Raw genomic sequence first — 17308 nt, forward strand, 5'->3', positions numbered from 1 at the left:
GTCTGGATGACGGCCCCGCGCGAACACGCGATCTGCCTCTCGGGGAATCGGGACCTCTTCGCTTTGCGCTCGCGGTATCCCTAAGCGCATTCACCTCCCGCCGTGGACATGGCGCCCCTCATAATTCCGGGGAATCTCGAATAGATGCTCTGAACGCCCACGGCTGATCTGCAGTGCCTGGGTCGAGTCCAGGGCGGGGAGCACCCAAAGGACACTCAGGTCATTGGCCCAAGTGCGTTTGTTGTCTGAAACGACCTTCAACAACGGCTGTGCCGCCTCACATGAACCGCCTCCTGTTAAAAGCCGCCTTCTGGGCAGCCGTGGTCCTCGTGGGCACCCTCTCGCTCGTGCCCGCGACCGAACTGCCTGCGCAGGTGTTCAACATATGGGACAAGGCCCAGCACGCCGGAGGCTTCCTGCTGCTGGCCCTGCTGGGTGGACTCGCTTACCAGAGGCCGCAGGGAAAAGTGTTGATCGGCCTCTTGGTCTACGGGGCCTTGATTGAGGTAGCCCAGTCCGCAACAGGCTGGAGAAACGGCGATCTGTTCGACCTGGTGGCCGATGCCGTGGGTGTGTGGCTGGGCGCCCTGTTGCTCGCAATGCCCCTGCCTTGGTCGCAGCGATCCCGCCCACAATAGGCGCATGTCGTCCACCCCCACGTTCACTCCGGAACTCCCATGGCTGGAGCCGGGCGATCCATTCCCAGCGGTGGAACGCGCCTGGGGCGCGACCGACCCCGCGCCAGGCTTGCTGGCAGCAGGAGGGGCTCTGGACGTTGACACCCTTCTGCGCGCGTACAGCGAAGGCATTTTCCCCTGGTACAGCGCGGGGCAGCCGATCCTCTGGTGGTCGACCGACCCTCGGATGGTGCTCCGCACGCACCAGTTCAGGTTGCACCGCTCGCTTCGCAAGACGCTGATCAAGCTTCTGCTGGACCAGCGACTGGTCATCCGGTTCGACCACGACTTCGAGCGGGTGATCCGGGCCTGTGCGCACACGCCCCGCAAAGATCAGGCGGGCACCTGGATTCTGCAGCCCATGATCCAGGCCTATCTGCAGCTGCATTCCGCAGGTCATGCGCACAGCGTGGAAGCCTGGATCGATGGAGAGCTTTCTGGCGGGCTCTACTGCGTCAATCTCGGTGCCATGGTTTTCGGAGAGTCCATGTTCAGCCGCCGCAGCAATGCCTCCAAACTGGCGATGTGCGGACTGGTCGCATTCTGCCTGGCCACTGAAATTCCCCTCATCGACTGTCAGCAGGAGACCTCTCATCTGGCATCACTCGGTGCAACCCTGATGCCAAGGACCGACTTCAGCCAGCACCTGCGAAAGACCACGTCCCACCGTGCACCAGTGTGGCGATTCGAGCCCGTATACTGGAACCACCTCATCACAGGCCCTGACGCAACAGCGTGACGCACCTGAAAGAACTCCCGCTGCAGGCGTTGCAGTTCTACGCCACGGCACCCTACCCCTGCAGCTACCTGGCCGGCCGACAGGCCCGTTCGCAGGTGGCAACGCCAAGTCACCTGATCCACAACGACGCCTATTCGAACCTCGTGACCCTGGGCTTCAGGCGCAGCGGGGTGTTCACCTACCGCCCGCACTGTGACGGTTGCCATGCCTGTGTTCCGCTGCGCATTCCGGTGAACGTGTTTCGCGCCAGCCGCAGCCAGAGGCGCTCCATGGCCCGGCATGCCAATCTGGAGACCCGGGTTCTCGGACTGTGTTTCGAACCCGAGCACTACCAGCTGTACCTGCGCTACCAGAACAGTCGCCATGCCGGTGGCGGCATGGATCAGGACAGCATTGACCAGTACAGCCAATTCCTGCTGCAAAGCCGTGTCAATTCACGGTTGGTGGAGTTCCGTGAGCCCGCCCGCTCAGACCGTCCAAGCCGTCTGGTAATGGTGTCCATCGTCGACGTCCTCAACGACGGACTATCGGCCGTGTACACGTTTTACGAGCCATCCGACGCGGGCGCCAGTTACGGCACCTACAGCATCCTCTGGCAGATAGAACAGGCCCGTGAGCTGGGCCTGTCGCACATGTATCTGGGCTACTGGATCGAGCAGAGTTCGAAGATGAACTACAAGGCGGCCTTCAGACCGCATGAACTGCTCAGAGATGGGCAGTGGGTGATGGCGCCTTGATTTCATCTCGTAAAATATCCGCAACTCTATTGCGGCCATGACAAAACGAAACGACTCCCTGCCCAGCACCCCGACGGTCCAGGTCATAGAACGGATGTTCAATCTTCTGGAGGTTCTCGCCTCCCGCGAAGAGCCGGTGTCACTCAAGGAAATCAGCGAGAAGACCGGCCTGCACCCTTCAACCGCACACCGGATTCTCAACGACCTGACCATCGGCCGCTTCGTGGACCGCCCTGAGGCTGGAAGCTACAGGCTCGGTATGCGCCTCCTTGAACTTGGCAACCTGGTGAAAGCGCGTCTCAGCGTCAGGGATGCCGCGCTCGCTCCGATGCGGGAACTTCACAAGCTGATCCAGCAACCGGTCAACCTGAGCGTCCGGCAGGGCGATGAAATCGTCTATGTAGAACGGGCCTACAGCGAACGGTCCGGAATGCAGGTCGTACGCGCCATTGGCGGGCGTGCCCCGCTGCATCTGACTTCGGTGGGCAAACTGTTTCTGGCGGCAGACGAACCTCAACGGGTGCGCGCGTATGCAACCCGAACCGGTCTTGCCGGCAACACCCGTAACAGTCTGACCCAGCTGCCCAATCTTGAACGCGAGTTGCAGCAGTGCCGCATGGCAGGCCTGGCCCGCGACAATGAGGAGCTGGAACTGGGTGTGCGTTGCATGGCCGCCGGCATCTATGACGACCAGTGCCGTCTGGTCGCTGGCCTGTCGATTTCAGCGCCCGCCGACCGCATCGACGAAAACTGGGTTCCCAAACTCCGCTCAACAGCCGCAGAGATTTCGACTGCTTTGGGGTGTCCCAAAGGATTCGCCACACAGCCAGTCGCCCGCTGATCCACAAACAAAAAGCGGCCCAAAGCGGGCCGCTTTTTTATCCGTTGGGGGCGGCAGAAGAGACTCACCCTTGCGGACGCACCGCCGCCTGGTGCATTGGTTGGGCCTCGACCCAGCGTCGCACACGCTCGGCATCCTGAGCCCTTCCCAGCTGGCCCGTGGCATCAAGGAAGACCATGATCAACTGGCGTCCTGCGACACGGGCCTGCATCACAAGGCATCGCCCCGCTTCCGAGATGTACCCGGTTTTCTGAAGACCGATATCCCAGTCGGGATCACGAATCAATCGGTTCGAGTTGCGATACTCCAGTGTCCGATGGCCCAGTTCGAGCTGGTGACTCGGCGAGGTCGATAGGCTGCGGAGCAGCGGCCGTTGATACGCCACCGACACCAAAGTCGCCAGATCACGCGCGCTGGACTGATTCAGACTGGACAAGCCAGTGGGCTCGACATAACGGGTGTCGCGCATGCCCAGTTCGCGTGCCTTCGCATTCATGAGACGCACAAACTGGTCCAGTCCTCCAGGGAAGGTGCGCCCCAAAGCATGAGCGGCTCGGTTCTCACTGGACATGAGCGCCAGGTGCATCAACTCCAGACGCGTCAGGGTGGTCCCCACCGCCAATCGCGAGCGACTGCCTTTGACCGTATCCACGTCGTCGGACGTGATGGTCACCATCTCATCAAGGGGCAGGTTTGCATCGGTGACCACAAGCCCGGTCATCAACTTCGTCAGCGAGGCGATTGGCAGGACAGCAGAATCGTTCTTGCTGAACAGCACCTCATTGGTTTGCTGGTCCACCACCAGTGCAACGCTTGAATTGAGAGCCAGAGGGTCTCCAGCAGCCCGAAGCCCCATCCGTTCACCAATCGAAGAACGGGGTTCCATCGCCACCGGACGCACCGTACTGCTGCGCGGGTGCGCAGCCAGTCGCACCGGCTGACGACCAGCACGCACATACCTCGCTTCACTGAACTTGCGGGACTTCGCCAAGCGGGTGCTGTTTTCGGGCTTGCGCTTGCTCGCCCGGGAATCAGACCGGGCCACACGAGTGGCCTTTGCCCCCAGCTTTCTCTTGGCGGAGAGTTCCTTCTTGCCCGATCGCGCACTCAGTTTGGTGACGCTGGCGCGCTTGCTGCGTTCGGCAGGCTGGGCATCCGCTTTGCGAGCGGTTTTTTCGGCTTTGTTGGAGGCCGCCTCCGCGGTCACCGGCAACGCCAGGGACACCGACATCACGGCAACCGCAACCAAGTGCAGCAGCGTGACAAATCGTACGCGGGACAATTTCATGGACTCCACTCCAGCGACCTCAAAGATGAGCCCGAGTATAGGAGCACGAAAAAAAACTAGCAATATCAAACGCTTGTAACGCACTCCTCAGTGAACGCCAAAACAACCGTGAAGATGCACGGCTATTCGGAGCCTCATCCGAGGATTTCGTTACAAGTGGTTGATTTGTAATGCTTTATCCTTGCGCTGCAACCCGCTCTGCCTGGCTTTCCAGTTTGTTCAGAGCACTCAGATAGGCTTTGGCAGAGGCCACGACGATGTCGGGGTCGGCTCCAACCCCATTCACCACCCGGCCACCGAGCTGCAGACGAACCGTCACCTCTCCCTGGCTTTCGGTTGAACCACTGGTGATGGCATTGACCGAGTACAACACCAGTTCCGCACCGCTCTTGACATGGCTCTCGATGGCCTTGAGCGAGGCATCGACGGGGCCATTGCCATCGGACGAGCCACGGATCTCTTTGCCTTCGACAGTGAACACCACCTCTGCATGAGGGCGTTCACCGGTTTCACTGCGCTGGGACAGCGACACCAGGCCATATCGTTCCTTTTCGGCGGTCACGCTCTCGTCGCTGCACAGTGCCAGGATGTCTTCGTCGAAAATCTCGCTCTTGCGATCAGCCAGCTCTTTGAACGCGGCAAACGCCGTGTTGATCTCGCTTTCCGACGCCATCTCGATGCCCAGATCCTGCAGGCGCTGCTTGAACGCGTTGCGACCACTGAGTTTGCCCAGCACGATCTTGTTGGCGCTCCAGCCCACATCCTCTGCGCGCATGATTTCGTAGGTGTCGCGCGCTTTGAGCACCCCATCCTGGTGGATGCCCGAAGCGTGCGCAAACGCGTTGGCCCCGACAACAGCCTTGTTGGGTTGAACCACAAAACCGGTGGTCTGGCTGACCATACGGCTGGCTGGCACGATTTGGGTGGTGTCGATTCCAATGTCCAGATTGAAATAGTCGCGACGGGTCTTCACCGCCATCACGATCTCTTCGAGCGAGCAGTTGCCTGCACGCTCGCCCAGTCCATTGATGGTGCACTCGACCTGGCGAGCGCCGCCGATTTTCACACCGGCCAGCGAGTTGGCGACCGCCATGCCCAGATCGTTGTGGCAATGCACAGACCAGATGGCCTTGTCGGAGTTGGGAACTCTCTCCCGCAGCGTGTGGATGAAGTTGCCGTAAAGCTCGGGCACCGCATACCCCACCGTGTCAGGAATATTCAGCGTTGTGGCCCCTTCGTTGATCACGGCTTCAAGCACCCGACAGAGGAAGTCGATGTCGCTGCGATAGCCGTCCTCCGGGCTGAACTCGATGTCATCGACAAGGTTCCGCGCAAAGCGCACCGACTGCTTGGCCTGCTCGAACACCTGGTCCGGCGTCATGCGCAGCTTCTTCTCCATGTGGAGAGGGCTGGTCGCGATGAAGGTGTGAATCCGCGCCCGGCTGGCCCCTTTGAGGGCTTCGGCGGCGCGAGAGATGTCGCGATCATTGGCACGGGCCAGCGAGCAGACCGTCGAGTCCTTGATGGTGTTGGCAATCGCCTGGACGCAGTCGAAGTCCCCATTGGAACTGGCGGCAAAACCCGCCTCGATCACATCGACTTTCAGCCGCTCGAGCTGACGTGCAATACGCAGCTTTTCGTCCTTGGTCATGGAAGCACCAGGCGACTGCTCGCCATCGCGCAGGGTGGTGTCGAAAATGATCAGTTTGTCGCTCATCTCAGTTCTCCGGTGTGTGGCCTCGTGGACCACTCTTGAAAAAACCCGCAGTTCCAAAACAAAACGGCCCGCTGCGGGTGCAAACGGGCCGTTGTTGGAAATCACTCGCGCGTTACCAGACCTGCCCGTGCCGGACACCCAGTAGTAGCGAGGAGGAAACGGATTTCATACAGAGCAATGTAGCACAACGGCCCGGACATCCCTACAAAAACCGTCCATGACCGCGATTGACATCGCCGCGTCACTCGTGCAGGCCACGCTCGTCCGGTTCGTCGGTCGACGTGCTGATCACGCTGGTTGGCCGCCCCTTGGCCTTGCGCCAGAAATACATGGCATAGCCAGAAAGACCATACAGAACGAACAACCCGAACAACACCGTGGGCGGATGGATGTTGATCACCGCAATACCCAGCGCCACCAGCACGATGGCAGCAAACGGAACACTCTTCTTCAGACTCAAATCCTTGAAACTGTAAAACGGCACATTGGTCACCATGGTCAGGCCCGAGTACAGCGTGATCGCGAACATCGCCCACACGAGATCGGCCTTGACCAGTTCCAGCTCGTTGGCCAACCAGATGAACCCGGACACCAGCGCCGCAGCAGCGGGCGATGGCAGCCCCTGGAAGTAACGCTTGTCGACCACTCCCGTGTTGACGTTGAAACGCGCCAGCCGCAGCGCCGCGCATGCGCAGTACACGAAGGCAGCAATCCAGCCCCAGCGGCCGATGTCCCTGAGGACCCAGACATAGGCCACCAGCGCGGGTGCTGCACCGAACGACACCATGTCGGACAAGGAGTCCATCTGCTCACCAAAGGCACTTTGCGTGTTGGTCATGCGGGCCACACGTCCGTCCAGGCTGTCCAGAACCATGGCAGCGAAGATGCCCACGGTCGCAAGATCAAAGCGGCCATTCATGGCCATCACGATCGCGTAGAACCCGCCGAACAGAGCCGCGAGGGTGATCATGTTGGGCAGCATGTAGATGCCCTTGGGGCGCCGCGGGCTCTCCGTCATGGGCTCGTGAAGGGGGTCGGATCCGTCGTGCATGAGGAATGGGCTTCAAGCCGAAAAGCGTCAAAAAAGCAGTGTAAGCCAGTGGCAAGCCCGCACAAACGACAAAGGCCACCGAAGTGGCCTTTGCATCGGACGCCGAGGCGATCAGTTGCGGGTCTGGTCAACCAGCTTGTTCTTGGCGATCCAGGGCATCATGGCGCGCAGCTGGGCACCCACCACTTCGATCTGGTGATCGGCGGTGTTGCGGCGGCGAGCGGTCATGCTCGGGTAGTTCAGACGGCCTTCCTGAATGAACATCTTGGCGTAGTCGCCGTTCTGGATGCGCTTGAGCGCGTTGCGCATGGCCTTGCGCGACTCTTCGTTGATCACTTCCGGACCGGTCACGTACTCGCCGAACTCCGCGTTGTTGGAGATCGAATAGTTCATGTTGGCGATACCGCCTTCGTAGATCAGGTCGACGATCAGCTTGAGTTCGTGCAGGCACTCGAAGTACGCCATCTCGGGGGCATAGCCCGCTTCGACCAGGGTTTCGTAACCCATCTTGATCAACTCGACGGCACCACCGCACAGGACGGCCTGTTCGCCGAACAGGTCGGTCTCGGTCTCTTCCTTGAAGTTGGTCTCGATGATGCCGGCCTTGCCGCCACCGTTGGCCATGGCGTAGGACAGGGCCAGGTCACGGGCCTTGCCGGACTTGTCCTGGTGCACCGCGATCAGGTGGGGCACGCCGCCGCCTTGGGTGTAGGTGTTGCGCACGGTGTGGCCGGGGGCCTTGGGTGCAACCATCCACACATCCAGATCGGCGCGCGGCACGACCTGGTTGTAGTGCACGTTGAAGCCGTGGGCGAACACCAGCGAAGCGCCTTGCTTGATGTTGGGGGCCACGTTGTTGCTGTAAACCTCGGCGATTTGCTCGTCGGGCAGCAGGATCATGACCACGTCAGCGGCCTTCACGGCATCGTTGACTTCCATCACGGTCAGGCCAGCCTTGCCGACCTTGTCCCAGGAGGCGCCGCCCTTGCGCAGGCCGACCACGACCTTGACGCCGCTGTCGTTCAGGTTCTGGGCATGGGCATGGCCCTGCGAGCCATAGCCGATGATCGCGACGGTCTTGCCCTTGATCAGGCTCAGGTCACAGTCTTTGTCGTAGAAAACTTTCATGGTCATTCCTCTTTGGAGTGTTGGTTTGCCGTTCGTACACGAGCCCGTCGAAGGCCCTCGACAGGCCCAGCCCGAACGGCGGTTCGGCTGAGCCCGAAAAACCTGAGATCTTAAACGCGCAGAATGCGCTCGCCACGCCCGATGCCGCACGATCCCGTACGCACCGTTTCAAGAATGGCAGAGCGGTCGATGGCTTCCAGAAACGCGTCGTTCTTGCCCTGGTCGCCCGTCAGCTCGATGGTGTAGCTCTTCTCCGTCACGTCGATGATGCGACCGCGGAAGATGTCCGCCATGCGCTTCATCTCTTCGCGCTCCTTGCCCACCGCACGCACCTTCACGAGCATGAGCTCACGCTCGGTGTAGGCGCCTTCGGTCAGGTCCACCACCTTCACCACTTCGATCAGGCGGTTCAGGTGCTTGGTGATCTGCTCAATGACGTCGTCCGACCCGGTGGTCTGGATGGTCATGCGCGAGAGCGATGGATCTTCCGTCGGCGCCACGGTGAGCGACTCGATGTTGTAGCCACGGGCCGAGAACAGCCCCACGACGCGGGACAGCGCACCCGCTTCGTTCTCAAGCAGGACAGCAATGATGTGTTTCATGATGAAGATTCCTCTTTTCTGAGCCCTCCCCTGCGCACGGTAATGCACAGGCTCGGCTGCAAATAGATTCGTCGAAGGGAAGCACCTTGGCGTTGCACACTGATGCGCGCAGCGCCGGGTGCGGAGGGAAAGTCAGAGCTCTTCTGAGCCCAGCAGCATTTCGGTGATGCCCTTGCCGGCCTCCACCATGGGCCAGACGTTCTCCGTCGGGTCGGTGCGCACGTCGATGAAGACGCAGCGGTCCTTGATGGAACGCGCTTCACGCAATGCGGCTTCCACATCTTGTGGGCGCTCGACCAGTATGCCAACGTGACCGTAGGCTTCGGCCAGCTTGACGAAGTTCGGCAGCGCATCCATGTAGCTGTGGCTGTAACGGCCCTGGTAAATCAGTTCCTGCCACTGGCGCACCATGCCCAGATAGCGGTTGTTCAGGGACAACACCTTCACCGCCGTGCCGTATTGCTGGCAGGTGGACAGCTCCTGGATGTTCATCTGGATAGAGCCTTCGCCGGTGATGCACCAGCAGTCGGCATCGGGCTTGGCCAGCTTGATGCCCATGGCGTATGGCAGACCCACACCCATGGTGCCCAGGCCGCCCGAGTTGATCCAGCGCCGAGGCTCGTTGAACTTGTAGAACTGCGCCGCGAACATCTGGTGTTGGCCCACGTCGGACGTGATGTAGCAGTCGTCGTCCTTGGTCAGATTCCAGAGCGTTTCCACCACCATCTGCGGCTTGATGACCTGCGTATTGGTGCGGTCATAGCGCAGGCAGTCGCGCGAACGCCACCCCTCAATGGTGTCCCACCAGGAGGCCAGCGCCTTCTCGTCCGGCCTTGCCTGAGCTTCCTTGATCATGTTGATCAGCTCGGTCAGCACATCCTTGACGTCGCCCACGATGGGCACATCGACCTTCACGCGTTTGGCGATGCTCGAAGGGTCGATGTCGATGTGGATGATCTTGCGTTCCACCGAAGCAAAGTGCTTGGGGTTGCCGATCACGCGGTCGTCAAAGCGTGCACCCACCGCCAGCAGCACGTCGCAGTTCTGCATGGCGTGGTTGGCTTCGATGGTGCCGTGCATGCCGAGCATGCCCAGGAACTTGTGGTCGGTCGCCGGATAGGCGCCCAAACCCATCAGGGTGTGGGTGACCGGGTAGCCCAGCAGGTCAACCAGGGTACGCAGCTCGGGAACCGCGTTGCCAAGCAGAACGCCACCACCGGTATAGATGTAGGGTCGTTTGGCGTTCAGCAGCAGCTGCAGCGCCTTGCGGATCTGGCCACCATGCCCCTTGCGCACCGGGTTGTAGGAGCGCATTTCCACCGACTCGGGGTAACCGGTCCAGGTGGCCTTGTTGAAGGACACGTCCTTCGGAATGTCCACCACCACAGGACCCGGACGACCGGTGCGGGCGATGTGGAAGGCTTTCTTCATCACGTCGGCCAGATCGCGCACATCCTTGACCAGGAAGTTGTGCTTGACGATGGGTCGCGTGATACCTACGGTGTCGCATTCCTGGAATGCGTCCGAGCCGATGGCCGCTGTGGGCACCTGGCCCGCGATGATGACCATGGGAATACTGTCGGTGTACGCCGTGGCAATACCGGTGACGGCATTGGTCACGCCCGGCCCCGAGGTGACCAGCGCCACGCCCACATCGCCGGTGGCACGGGCGTAGCCGTCTGCGGCGTGCACGGCGGCCTGCTCATGGCGCACCAGCACGTGCTGCATGGTGTCCTGCTTGTACAGGGCGTCGTAGATGTAGAGCACCGCACCACCGGGGTAGCCCCAGATGTACTTCACACCTTCGGCCTGCAGGGCGCGCACCATGATTTCGGCGCCCATGAGCTGTTCGGATGCGGGGGATTGGCCGGCAGCAGCAGCGGCCGAGGCCAGTTCGGCCTTGGAGATTTCCATGATCAACCTTTCGAGAATTTCTCTGACGAAATACCTTGGGTGCTCCTTCACCTACTCTCGTGAAGCGGTGTCGGAACTTGAGGCCAGTGGACATGAGCGGACACATACCCCGCCGGACCATGACCCGTTTGCTTTTTTGAATTGCAGTTTGACATTATCGCACTGCAACACGAACCTTCGCGCATGACCCGCCAAGATGTTCAGAAACGTTGCGCAAAGCACCCGTCGCGGGGTGCGACAATCGCCCGCTGTCCCTCGCCCCATGATGCAAGCCTCTCCTGTCCCTGCCACTCCGTCCTCTCTCATCGCACCTCCGCTGATGCGCCGCATGGCCTGCTGGCTGTACGAGGGCACACTGCTCTTTGGCGTGGTGTTCATCGCGGGCTATCTTTTTTCCACACTCACCCAGACCCGAAACGCACTGGACAACCGCCACTGGCAGCAGGCGTTTCTGTTCATCGTGTTCGGCATTTATTTCGTCTGGTTCTGGGCCAAGGGGCAGACGCTGGCCATGAAGACCTGGCACATCCGTGTCGTCGACGCCAACGGACATGCCCTGACCCAGACAAGGGCGCTGGTTCGCTATCTGCTGAGCTGGCTGTGGTTCCTGCCGCCGCTGGCCGCTGGAGGGGTCTTCAGGCTGCCCGCGGGGGAACTGTCGGTCATCGTGATCGGATGGGTGCTGGTCTGGGCCCTGCTCTCCCGGTTCCACGCGCAGGGCCAGTTTGTCCATGACGCGCTGGCTGGCACACGCCTGGTGCATTTCAAGCCCGACCTGCCTCCTCGTCCGCGCAAACTCTGGCATCTGTGAAAACCGCGTCCGATACCCCTCTCGAGCCCACCGACGCCCAGAAGCGCCGGCACGGACTCAGCCGGATGTGGCACGCCTTCGGCTACTCCATGGCGGGGCTGCGCGCAGGCTGGCAGGAAACGGCGCTGAGGCAGGAGATGCTCGCTGCCGCATTGCTGCTGCCGTCGTCCCTCTGGCTGGGTCGCAGTTGGGTGGAGGTCGTTCTGCTGGCGGGCTCGGTACTGCTGGTGCTGATCGTCGAGTTGCTCAACACCGGCGTGGAGTCGGCCATCGACCGCATCGGACCTGAATGGCACGAACTGTCCAAGCGCGCCAAAGACATGGGCAGTGCCGCGGTACTGCTCAGCCTGTTGCTGTGTGCCGGCACCTGGGTTGCAGCCATCATCCATCGAATCTCATGAAATCACCTGCGTTCTCTCTCTGCGTCTACTGTGGCTCTCGACCGGGCGCCAATCCTGCCTACGCGCAGGTTGCGAGGTCTGTGGGCGAGTGGATCGGACGCCACGGCGGCCAGCTGGTCTATGGCGGCGGACACAACGGATTGATGGGGCTGCTGGCCGACGCCACACTGGCGGCCGGCGGCCGGGTGGTCGGCATCATTCCCAAGGCACTGGTCGAGCGGGAATGGGCCCACAAGGGCTGCAGCGAACTGCATGTGGTCGACACCATGCACGAGCGCAAGCGCATGATGGCCGAGCGGGCCGATGCTTTCCTCGCCCTCCCTGGCGGCATCGGTACGTTCGAGGAGTTCTTCGAGGTCTGGACCTGGCGCCAGCTGGGCTACCACGACAAGCCGGTCGGCCTGCTCAATGTCGATGGCTACTACGATGGTCTTCTGGGCTTCATGCAAACCGGTGTCGACCAGCAGTTCATGGGGCCCTGGCAGATGGAGTTGATCCGCGTGGGATCCGACTGGCAACAGCTGCTGCCGGAACTGGTACAGGCCGGGGGCATCACGCCCGCCGACCACTTGGACCGGGTTTAGACCGCGGTTTCGTCCTCTTCACCGGTACGGATGCGCACCACGCGTTCAACCTGCGTCACAAAGATCTTGCCGTCACCGATCTTGCCGGTGCGTGCGGCGCGCACGATGGCATCGACACAACGGTCCACGTCGTCCGACTTCACCACCACCTCCAGCTTGACCTTGGGCAGGAAATCCACCACGTATTCGGCGCCGCGGTAGAGCTCGGTGTGACCCTTCTGGCGACCGAAACCCTTGACCTCCGTCACGGTCAGACCGGTCACGCCTTGTTCGGCGAGCGCCTCCCGAACCTCCTCCAGCTTGAACGGTTTGATGACGGCGGTGATCTGCTTCATGTCGGGGTCTCCAGTCAGGCGGGCAAAGTTGCCGGGTAATTATGCCCAAGGGTGTCTGCCCCCATGGGGCACTCGGGCGTGTCAGGCGCGGTACCGGCTGGTGATCGGATAGCGCCAGTCTTTGCCGAAACTTCGGTGCGTGACGCGAATGCCGATGGGTGCCTGGCGCCGCTTGTACTCGTTGATGCGGATCAGCCGAACCACCTTGTCCACATCGGCCTGCGGATACCCCTCCGCCACGATCTGGTCCGGGCTGCGGTCGTTCTCCATGTAGCGCTCGATGATGGCATCCAGGACCTCGTACTCCGGCAGGCTGTCCTGGTCCTTCTGGTCCGGCCGCAATTCGGCGCTGGGCGGTCGCGTGATGATGCGCTCGGGAATCGGGTTCGTTCCGGTGCCATAGGGATCGTGCGCGTTGCGCCAGCGCGCCAGGCGGAACACCATGGTCTTGGCAACGTCTTTGATCACCGCAAAACCCCCGGCCATGTCGCCGTAGAGCGTGCAATACCCGGTGGCCATCTCGCTCTTGTTGCCGGTGGTCAGCACGATGTAGCCGAACTTGTTGGACAGCGCCATCAGCAACGTGCCGCGGATGCGCGCCTGCAGGTTCTCCTCCGTGGTGTCCTCGGGACGCCCCTCGAACAGGGGGTTAAGCGACGCCCGGAATGATTCGAACTCTGGCGCGATGGCGATCTCGTCGTAGCGCACCCCCAGGCGCGCCGCCATGTCGCGCGCGTCGATCCAGGAAATGTCTGCTGTGTATGGGGACGGCATCATCACAGCCCGCACCCGGTCCTTGCCCAGCGCATCGACCGCAATCGCCAGCACCAGGGCCGAGTCGATACCGCCCGACAACCCCAGCAGCGCCCCGGGGAAGCCGTTCTTGCCTACGTAGTCGCGCACCCCCAGCACCAACGCGTGCCAGAGATCGGCCTCCAGGCTGTGCGGCCGGTCCATGCCGGCCTCGATCTGCCAGCCACCGCCGGCCCGGGTCATGGCAATGTCAAACAGCGTCTCTTCAAAGCTGACGGCACGGCCCACCAGCGTCCCGTCGGAGCCCAGGACAAAACTGCGCCCCTCGAACACGATTTCGTCCTGCCCGCCTACCAGGTGGGCATACACCAGCGGAAGACCCACCGCCCGGGCTCGATCGCGCATGGTGGCCTCCCGCTCGCCGCCTTTGCCTGCATGAAAAGGCGAGGCGTTGATAACCACCAGCACCTCGGCACCGGCGACTCGGGCATCGGTTGCCGGCTCGTCGAACCAGGCGTCCTCACAGATCAGCAGGCCCACTTTCGCAGACTGCCCTGTGCTGTCCAGAACATCGAATACGCAGGGGTCACTCCCCGGAACAAAGTAACGACGCTCGTCAAAAACCTGGTAATTGGGCAGCTCGCGCTTGGCGTAGGTGTGGGTGATGCGCCCCTCGCAGACCACGCTCGCAGCGTTGTACAGGCTGGCCACCGACACGCTTCGGTTGCGCATCCCTGCTTCGTCGCCTTTGCGGGCCGGATGTCCCACCACGATGTGCAGGCCTTTGAGGTCGGCCGTGCCGCTGGCGATCACTTTGAGCGCATCATCGCAGGCGTCGATGAAGGCTGGCCGCAGGAACAGGTCCTCGGCCGCGTAGCCGCACAGCGCCAGTTCAGGTGTCACGAGCAGCTGCGCACCGCCCGCATGGGCGCTGCGCGCCGCTTCCACAATGCGCCTGGCGTTGCCAGTCATGTCCCCCACCACGAAGTTGAGTTGGGCCACACAAATCTTGAGCGTCATGGAATCGGAATCAAGGGGAACAACACAGGGAACGACCGCCGGAGCGCCTGGCCCCGGCGGGGGGGTGGAAGATTATGTCACCCGGGTTTTCACCGTGCCGGCGGAAATCCCGCTCGCCGATTGGAATGCCCTGCTGGAACTCGAGGCCGACCCCAGCCCCTTCATGCGGCTGGAGTATCTGGCGGCGCTGGATGCCAGCGGCAGTGCCACCCACCGCACCGGGTGGCGGCCAGCCTTCATGACCTTGTGGGACAGTGGACACATGGTGGCGGCCTGCCCGCTGTACCTGAAGCAGCATTCCTACGGCGAATACGTGTTCGACTGGGCATGGGCCAACGCCTACGAGCAGCATGGCCTCTCCTACTACCCCAAGGCTTTGGTGGCGGTGCCTTTCACCCCTGTGCCTGGCGCCCGGCTGCTGGCGCGCGACGATGCATCGCGCGCCGCATTGCTGCAGGCGCTGCTCCGTTACTGTCAGGAACAGCAACTCTCGTCGCTGCACCTGTTGTTTGCCCAGCCACGCGATCAGCAGGCCTGCGTCGACGCCGGGCTGATGCTGCGCCACACGGTCCAGTTTCACTGGCACAACCAGAAGTATCTGGATTTCGATCAGTTTCTGGCCAGCCTGCAGCAGGACAAGCGCAAGAAGATCCGCCAGGAGCGGCGCAAGGTCGCCGACGCCGGCGTGCAGTTTCGCCATGCACAGGGGCGGGACATCAGCCCCGCAGACTGGCGGTTCTTCTACAGCTGCTACGAGCGCACCTACCTGGAGCACGGCAATGCGCCCTACCTGCAGCCGGATTTTTTTGCCCGCATGGCCCGCGACATGCCCGAGCACTGGCTGATGTTCGTCGCAGAACGCGATGGACGTCCGATTGCGAGCAGCCTGGTGGGCATCGACGCATCACAGCGGGTGGCGTACGGCCGCTACTGGGGCGCGCTGGAACGGGTGAATTGCCTGCATTTCGAGGCCTGCTACTACCAGCCCCTGAACTGGTGCATTGACCATGGGTTCGAGCGATTCGAAGGCGGGGCCCAGGGCGAACACAAGATGGCCCGGGCGCTCCTGCCGACGCGCACCAGCAGCGCCCACTGGCTGGCCCACCCGGCATTTTCCGATGCGGTGGCGCGTTTCCTGGAGCGCGAGGAGAGCGGCGTGGACAGCTATCTCTCGCATCTGGCAGAGCGCAATCCGGTTCGTGCATCCGCGGGGGTGCCACCAGCGACCACTCCCGACAATCTGGCGTAGTCACGCCGTACCCGGGCGTGTTTCACCGAATGCTTCGTGGCACTCGACCTGCGCAAACGCTCTCAGCGACTTGTTACGCTCTCCCTACAATCGAGAACCATGGACCCGACTGACGCCTTCTTCACCCAGACCGTTGTGGGCGCGCCGTTCACTGTCCTGCTCGGCCGGCGCCGCCAGCCCGGTGGTTCAAAAGCGGAAGGCCTGCACATCAATCTGGTCACCGGCGAAAGCCGTCTGAGCCAGCTCTGGCAGGAATGGGCGCTGCTCCGCCATGCCACACCACCCGGTACCGCTAGGACCCGGCCGGGTCGTGTCCGCCGCCTGATGGAACGTCATGCGCTGTGGGTGGCGGTTCTGGGTTTACTATCGCTGACCGGGTCGGCCGTGTCCTGGTGGCTGCTGCTGTGGAAATGAAGTTGCCACAGGACACGCTGACGATCGACCCGATCGCCATGAACGTGGTCAACCGGGTGGCTGCCGGGAGCCGGCTGGAGGGAGACTTGCTGTTCGAAGGCGGTCTGCTGGTCCAGGGAGAAATCTCCGGGCAGATTCGGGTCAACGGTCGGCTCATCATCTGGAAGGGTGGCGTGGTGCGGGGCACGGTGCGCGTGCAGGGCGACCTGTACCTGTTTGGCCAGCTCGGCGTGACCGAAGGTTCGGCGCAGGACACGCAGCTCGAATGCCACGGCATGGCCTATGTAGCCCAGACCGGTGTGTCCACGGGCACGCTGATGGCCAAACGATTGCAGCTGTACGAGGGCGCGGATCTTCGCGGGCCGTTCAAGACGCTAAAGTTGGGAAGCACCCTGCCCGTGTTGCATGATGTCCAGTCCCAGCAGCCCTTGAGAGCACCCGGAGGCCGATCATGAAAGCACGCCGCTATATCCCTCCCGAACGCCACCTCGAACAGCACCCAGGATCCCAGACCATGATGAACGACCAGAACAGCTTCCCAGCCGTGCCCAGTCCGGAGCAGCAACCTGCATCCGACCTGCCGCAGGCGCTGGAGGTGGACGTGGGCCGCGCCATGCCGCCGGCCATGGCAGAACCGATTCCCATGCTGCAGGCTCAGGACAGCACCATGCCTGAGATCGACGCGACCGATGTGGCCTCGGCCCGCAGCATGCTGGCCGACGGCATGCACTTTGTGGGCAACGCCCTGCTCAAGGGGCCGTTCAGCGTGGCGGGCCAGATTGATGGCAACCTCACGCAGGCCGAAGGCATCCAGGTGTCGGTGGTGATCACCGAAACCGGGCGCGTCAAGGGGGACATCACCGCCCACAAGATCTCCGTCATGGGGCACACCGATGGTGTGCTCGACTCGGGCCAGGGCGAAGTGTCCCTGCACGACTCCGCCAGCGTTCACGGACTGGTGCGCTACGGGCGCATCCAGGTCAACGGCGCCGATCTGAACGCCACGCTCGAACGCGTGGCACCCGCCCGGAAAGTGACCTGACGGCC

Annotated in this window: 19 protein-coding genes; 11 read left to right on the forward strand and 8 right to left on the reverse strand. The window is 62.2% G+C overall.

Annotated elements, in window-relative coordinates; translation table 11 throughout:
• The first annotated feature begins 281 nt into the window (after positions 1-281).
• Genes HPS01S_RS03235 through HPS01S_RS03250 form a run of 4 tightly spaced genes read left to right on the forward strand, consistent with a single transcriptional unit; the run spans position 282 to position 2994 of the window.
• Positions 282-638: a VanZ family protein gene (locus tag HPS01S_RS03235; protein ID WP_066151177.1), complete on the forward strand. Its 357-nt coding sequence runs from the start codon at positions 282-284 to the stop codon at positions 636-638.
• 4 nt (positions 639-642) lie between these two features.
• A complete protein-coding gene (gene aat, locus HPS01S_RS03240) occupies positions 643-1416 on the forward strand; it encodes a leucyl/phenylalanyl-tRNA--protein transferase (RefSeq protein WP_066151181.1) in 774 nt (257 codons plus the stop codon).
• Complete coding sequence (locus HPS01S_RS03245; RefSeq protein WP_066151189.1) at positions 1413-2153, forward strand: arginyltransferase; 741 nt, start codon at positions 1413-1415, stop codon at positions 2151-2153. The genes aat and HPS01S_RS03245 overlap by 4 nt, the downstream gene beginning before the upstream one ends.
• A gap of 37 nt (positions 2154-2190) precedes the next feature.
• On the forward strand, positions 2191-2994 hold the full coding sequence (locus HPS01S_RS03250) for an IclR family transcriptional regulator (protein ID WP_066151192.1): 804 nt from the start codon (positions 2191-2193) through the stop codon (positions 2992-2994).
• 64 nt (positions 2995-3058) lie between these two features.
• On the opposite strand, the gene HPS01S_RS03255 is transcribed toward HPS01S_RS03250, so the two are convergent.
• The 6 genes from HPS01S_RS03255 to HPS01S_RS03280 all read right to left on the reverse strand — a co-directional run bounded on the left by HPS01S_RS03255 (position 3059) and on the right by HPS01S_RS03280 (position 10694).
• Positions 3059-4282 carry a serine hydrolase gene (locus HPS01S_RS03255; RefSeq protein WP_084397000.1) on the reverse strand — a complete coding sequence of 408 codons (1224 nt, stop codon included), beginning with the start codon at positions 4280-4282 and terminating at the stop codon, positions 3059-3061.
• 175 nt (positions 4283-4457) lie between these two features.
• Positions 4458-5999, reverse strand: a complete 1542-nt coding sequence (locus tag HPS01S_RS03260; protein WP_066151194.1) for a 2-isopropylmalate synthase — start codon at positions 5997-5999, stop codon at positions 4458-4460.
• A gap of 241 nt (positions 6000-6240) precedes the next feature.
• The gene (gene pssA / locus HPS01S_RS03265; RefSeq protein WP_066151197.1) at positions 6241-7050 is read right to left on the reverse strand and encodes a CDP-diacylglycerol--serine O-phosphatidyltransferase; all 810 of its coding nucleotides are present in this window, start codon (positions 7048-7050) and stop codon (positions 6241-6243) included.
• Between the two features lie 111 nt (positions 7051-7161).
• Positions 7162-8178, reverse strand: a complete 1017-nt coding sequence (gene ilvC, locus HPS01S_RS03270) for a ketol-acid reductoisomerase (protein WP_066151200.1) — start codon at positions 8176-8178, stop codon at positions 7162-7164.
• A 110-nt stretch (positions 8179-8288) separates the two neighbouring features.
• Complete coding sequence (gene ilvN / locus HPS01S_RS03275) at positions 8289-8780, reverse strand: acetolactate synthase small subunit (protein WP_066151204.1); 492 nt, start codon at positions 8778-8780, stop codon at positions 8289-8291.
• Between the two features lie 132 nt (positions 8781-8912).
• Complete coding sequence (locus HPS01S_RS03280; protein ID WP_066151207.1) at positions 8913-10694, reverse strand: acetolactate synthase 3 catalytic subunit; 1782 nt, start codon at positions 10692-10694, stop codon at positions 8913-8915.
• Positions 10695-10959: 265 nt separating this feature from the next.
• Here HPS01S_RS03280 and HPS01S_RS03285 point away from each other — a divergent pair, with 265 nt between their 5' ends.
• The 3 genes from HPS01S_RS03285 to HPS01S_RS03295 are packed head-to-tail and all read left to right on the forward strand — an operon-like array spanning position 10960 to position 12490.
• Positions 10960-11505 carry an RDD family protein gene (locus HPS01S_RS03285; RefSeq protein WP_084397046.1) on the forward strand — a complete coding sequence of 182 codons (546 nt, stop codon included), beginning with the start codon at positions 10960-10962 and terminating at the stop codon, positions 11503-11505.
• A complete protein-coding gene (locus tag HPS01S_RS03290; RefSeq protein WP_303741004.1) occupies positions 11493-11906 on the forward strand; it encodes a diacylglycerol kinase in 414 nt (137 codons plus the stop codon). The genes HPS01S_RS03285 and HPS01S_RS03290 overlap by 13 nt, the downstream gene beginning before the upstream one ends.
• Positions 11903-12490: an LOG family protein gene (locus HPS01S_RS03295; protein ID WP_066151218.1), complete on the forward strand. Its 588-nt coding sequence runs from the start codon at positions 11903-11905 to the stop codon at positions 12488-12490. Before HPS01S_RS03290 ends, HPS01S_RS03295 begins: the two co-directional genes overlap by 4 nt.
• Here the strand turns inward: HPS01S_RS03295 and HPS01S_RS03300 are convergent.
• Both HPS01S_RS03300 and HPS01S_RS03305 read right to left on the reverse strand, forming a co-directional pair.
• Entirely contained in the window at positions 12487-12825 is a 339-nt protein-coding gene (locus HPS01S_RS03300) for a P-II family nitrogen regulator (RefSeq protein WP_066151221.1), read from the reverse strand. The two genes, HPS01S_RS03295 and HPS01S_RS03300, sit on opposite strands and share 4 nt — an antisense overlap.
• 81 nt (positions 12826-12906) lie before the next feature.
• Positions 12907-14598, reverse strand: a complete 1692-nt coding sequence (locus tag HPS01S_RS03305) for an NAD+ synthase (protein ID WP_066151225.1) — start codon at positions 14596-14598, stop codon at positions 12907-12909.
• Between HPS01S_RS03305 and HPS01S_RS03310 the strand changes: the two genes are divergently transcribed.
• The 4 genes from HPS01S_RS03310 to HPS01S_RS03320 all read left to right on the forward strand — a co-directional run bounded on the left by HPS01S_RS03310 (position 14597) and on the right by HPS01S_RS03320 (position 17303).
• A complete protein-coding gene (locus HPS01S_RS03310) occupies positions 14597-15847 on the forward strand; it encodes a GNAT family N-acetyltransferase (protein WP_084397001.1) in 1251 nt (416 codons plus the stop codon). The genes HPS01S_RS03305 and HPS01S_RS03310 overlap by 2 nt on opposite strands.
• Before the next feature lie 99 nt (positions 15848-15946).
• Positions 15947-16261: a hypothetical protein gene (locus tag HPS01S_RS21695; protein ID WP_157576063.1), complete on the forward strand. Its 315-nt coding sequence runs from the start codon at positions 15947-15949 to the stop codon at positions 16259-16261.
• Positions 16258-16716 carry a bactofilin family protein gene (locus HPS01S_RS03315; protein WP_066151782.1) on the forward strand — a complete coding sequence of 153 codons (459 nt, stop codon included), beginning with the start codon at positions 16258-16260 and terminating at the stop codon, positions 16714-16716. The genes HPS01S_RS21695 and HPS01S_RS03315 overlap by 4 nt, the downstream gene beginning before the upstream one ends.
• Positions 16713-17303, forward strand: coding sequence for a bactofilin family protein (locus HPS01S_RS03320; RefSeq protein WP_084397003.1), 591 nt, complete (start codon positions 16713-16715; stop codon positions 17301-17303). Before HPS01S_RS03315 ends, HPS01S_RS03320 begins: the two co-directional genes overlap by 4 nt.
• The last annotated feature ends 5 nt before the right edge of the window (positions 17304-17308 follow it).

The sequence above is a fragment of the Hydrogenophaga pseudoflava NBRC 102511 genome (genome assembly GCF_001592285.1).
GTDB lineage: Bacteria > Pseudomonadota > Gammaproteobacteria > Burkholderiales > Burkholderiaceae_C > Hydrogenophaga > Hydrogenophaga pseudoflava.

Excerpts from the sequence above, each read along its gene's own strand:
- HPS01S_RS03235 (WP_066151177.1), top strand. The coding sequence starts at position 282 with ATGAACCGCCTCCTGTTAAAAGCCGCCTTCTGGGCAGCCGTGGTCCTC.
- aat (WP_066151181.1), top strand. The coding sequence starts at position 643 with ATGTCGTCCACCCCCACGTTCACTCCGGAACTCCCATGGCTGGAGCCG.
- HPS01S_RS03285 (WP_084397046.1), top strand. The coding sequence starts at position 10,960 with ATGCAAGCCTCTCCTGTCCCTGCCACTCCGTCCTCTCTCATCGCACCT.
- HPS01S_RS03280 (WP_066151207.1), bottom strand. The coding sequence starts at position 10,694 with ATGGAAATCTCCAAGGCCGAACTGGCCTCGGCCGCTGCTGCTGCCGGC.
- HPS01S_RS03250 (WP_066151192.1), top strand. The coding sequence starts at position 2,191 with ATGACAAAACGAAACGACTCCCTGCCCAGCACCCCGACGGTCCAGGTC.
- HPS01S_RS03310 (WP_084397001.1), top strand. The coding sequence starts at position 14,597 with ATGGAATCGGAATCAAGGGGAACAACACAGGGAACGACCGCCGGAGCG.
- HPS01S_RS03295 (WP_066151218.1), top strand. The coding sequence starts at position 11,903 with ATGAAATCACCTGCGTTCTCTCTCTGCGTCTACTGTGGCTCTCGACCG.
- HPS01S_RS03300 (WP_066151221.1), bottom strand. The coding sequence starts at position 12,825 with ATGAAGCAGATCACCGCCGTCATCAAACCGTTCAAGCTGGAGGAGGTT.
- HPS01S_RS03255 (WP_084397000.1), bottom strand. The coding sequence starts at position 4,282 with ATGAAATTGTCCCGCGTACGATTTGTCACGCTGCTGCACTTGGTTGCG.
- HPS01S_RS03260 (WP_066151194.1), bottom strand. The coding sequence starts at position 5,999 with ATGAGCGACAAACTGATCATTTTCGACACCACCCTGCGCGATGGCGAG.
- ilvC (WP_066151200.1), bottom strand. The coding sequence starts at position 8,178 with ATGAAAGTTTTCTACGACAAAGACTGTGACCTGAGCCTGATCAAGGGC.
- HPS01S_RS03305 (WP_066151225.1), bottom strand. The coding sequence starts at position 14,598 with ATGACGCTCAAGATTTGTGTGGCCCAACTCAACTTCGTGGTGGGGGAC.
- HPS01S_RS03320 (WP_084397003.1), top strand. The coding sequence starts at position 16,713 with ATGAAAGCACGCCGCTATATCCCTCCCGAACGCCACCTCGAACAGCAC.
- ilvN (WP_066151204.1), bottom strand. The coding sequence starts at position 8,780 with ATGAAACACATCATTGCTGTCCTGCTTGAGAACGAAGCGGGTGCGCTG.
- HPS01S_RS03315 (WP_066151782.1), top strand. The coding sequence starts at position 16,258 with ATGAAGTTGCCACAGGACACGCTGACGATCGACCCGATCGCCATGAAC.
- pssA (WP_066151197.1), bottom strand. The coding sequence starts at position 7,050 with ATGCACGACGGATCCGACCCCCTTCACGAGCCCATGACGGAGAGCCCG.
- HPS01S_RS21695 (WP_157576063.1), top strand. The coding sequence starts at position 15,947 with ATGGACCCGACTGACGCCTTCTTCACCCAGACCGTTGTGGGCGCGCCG.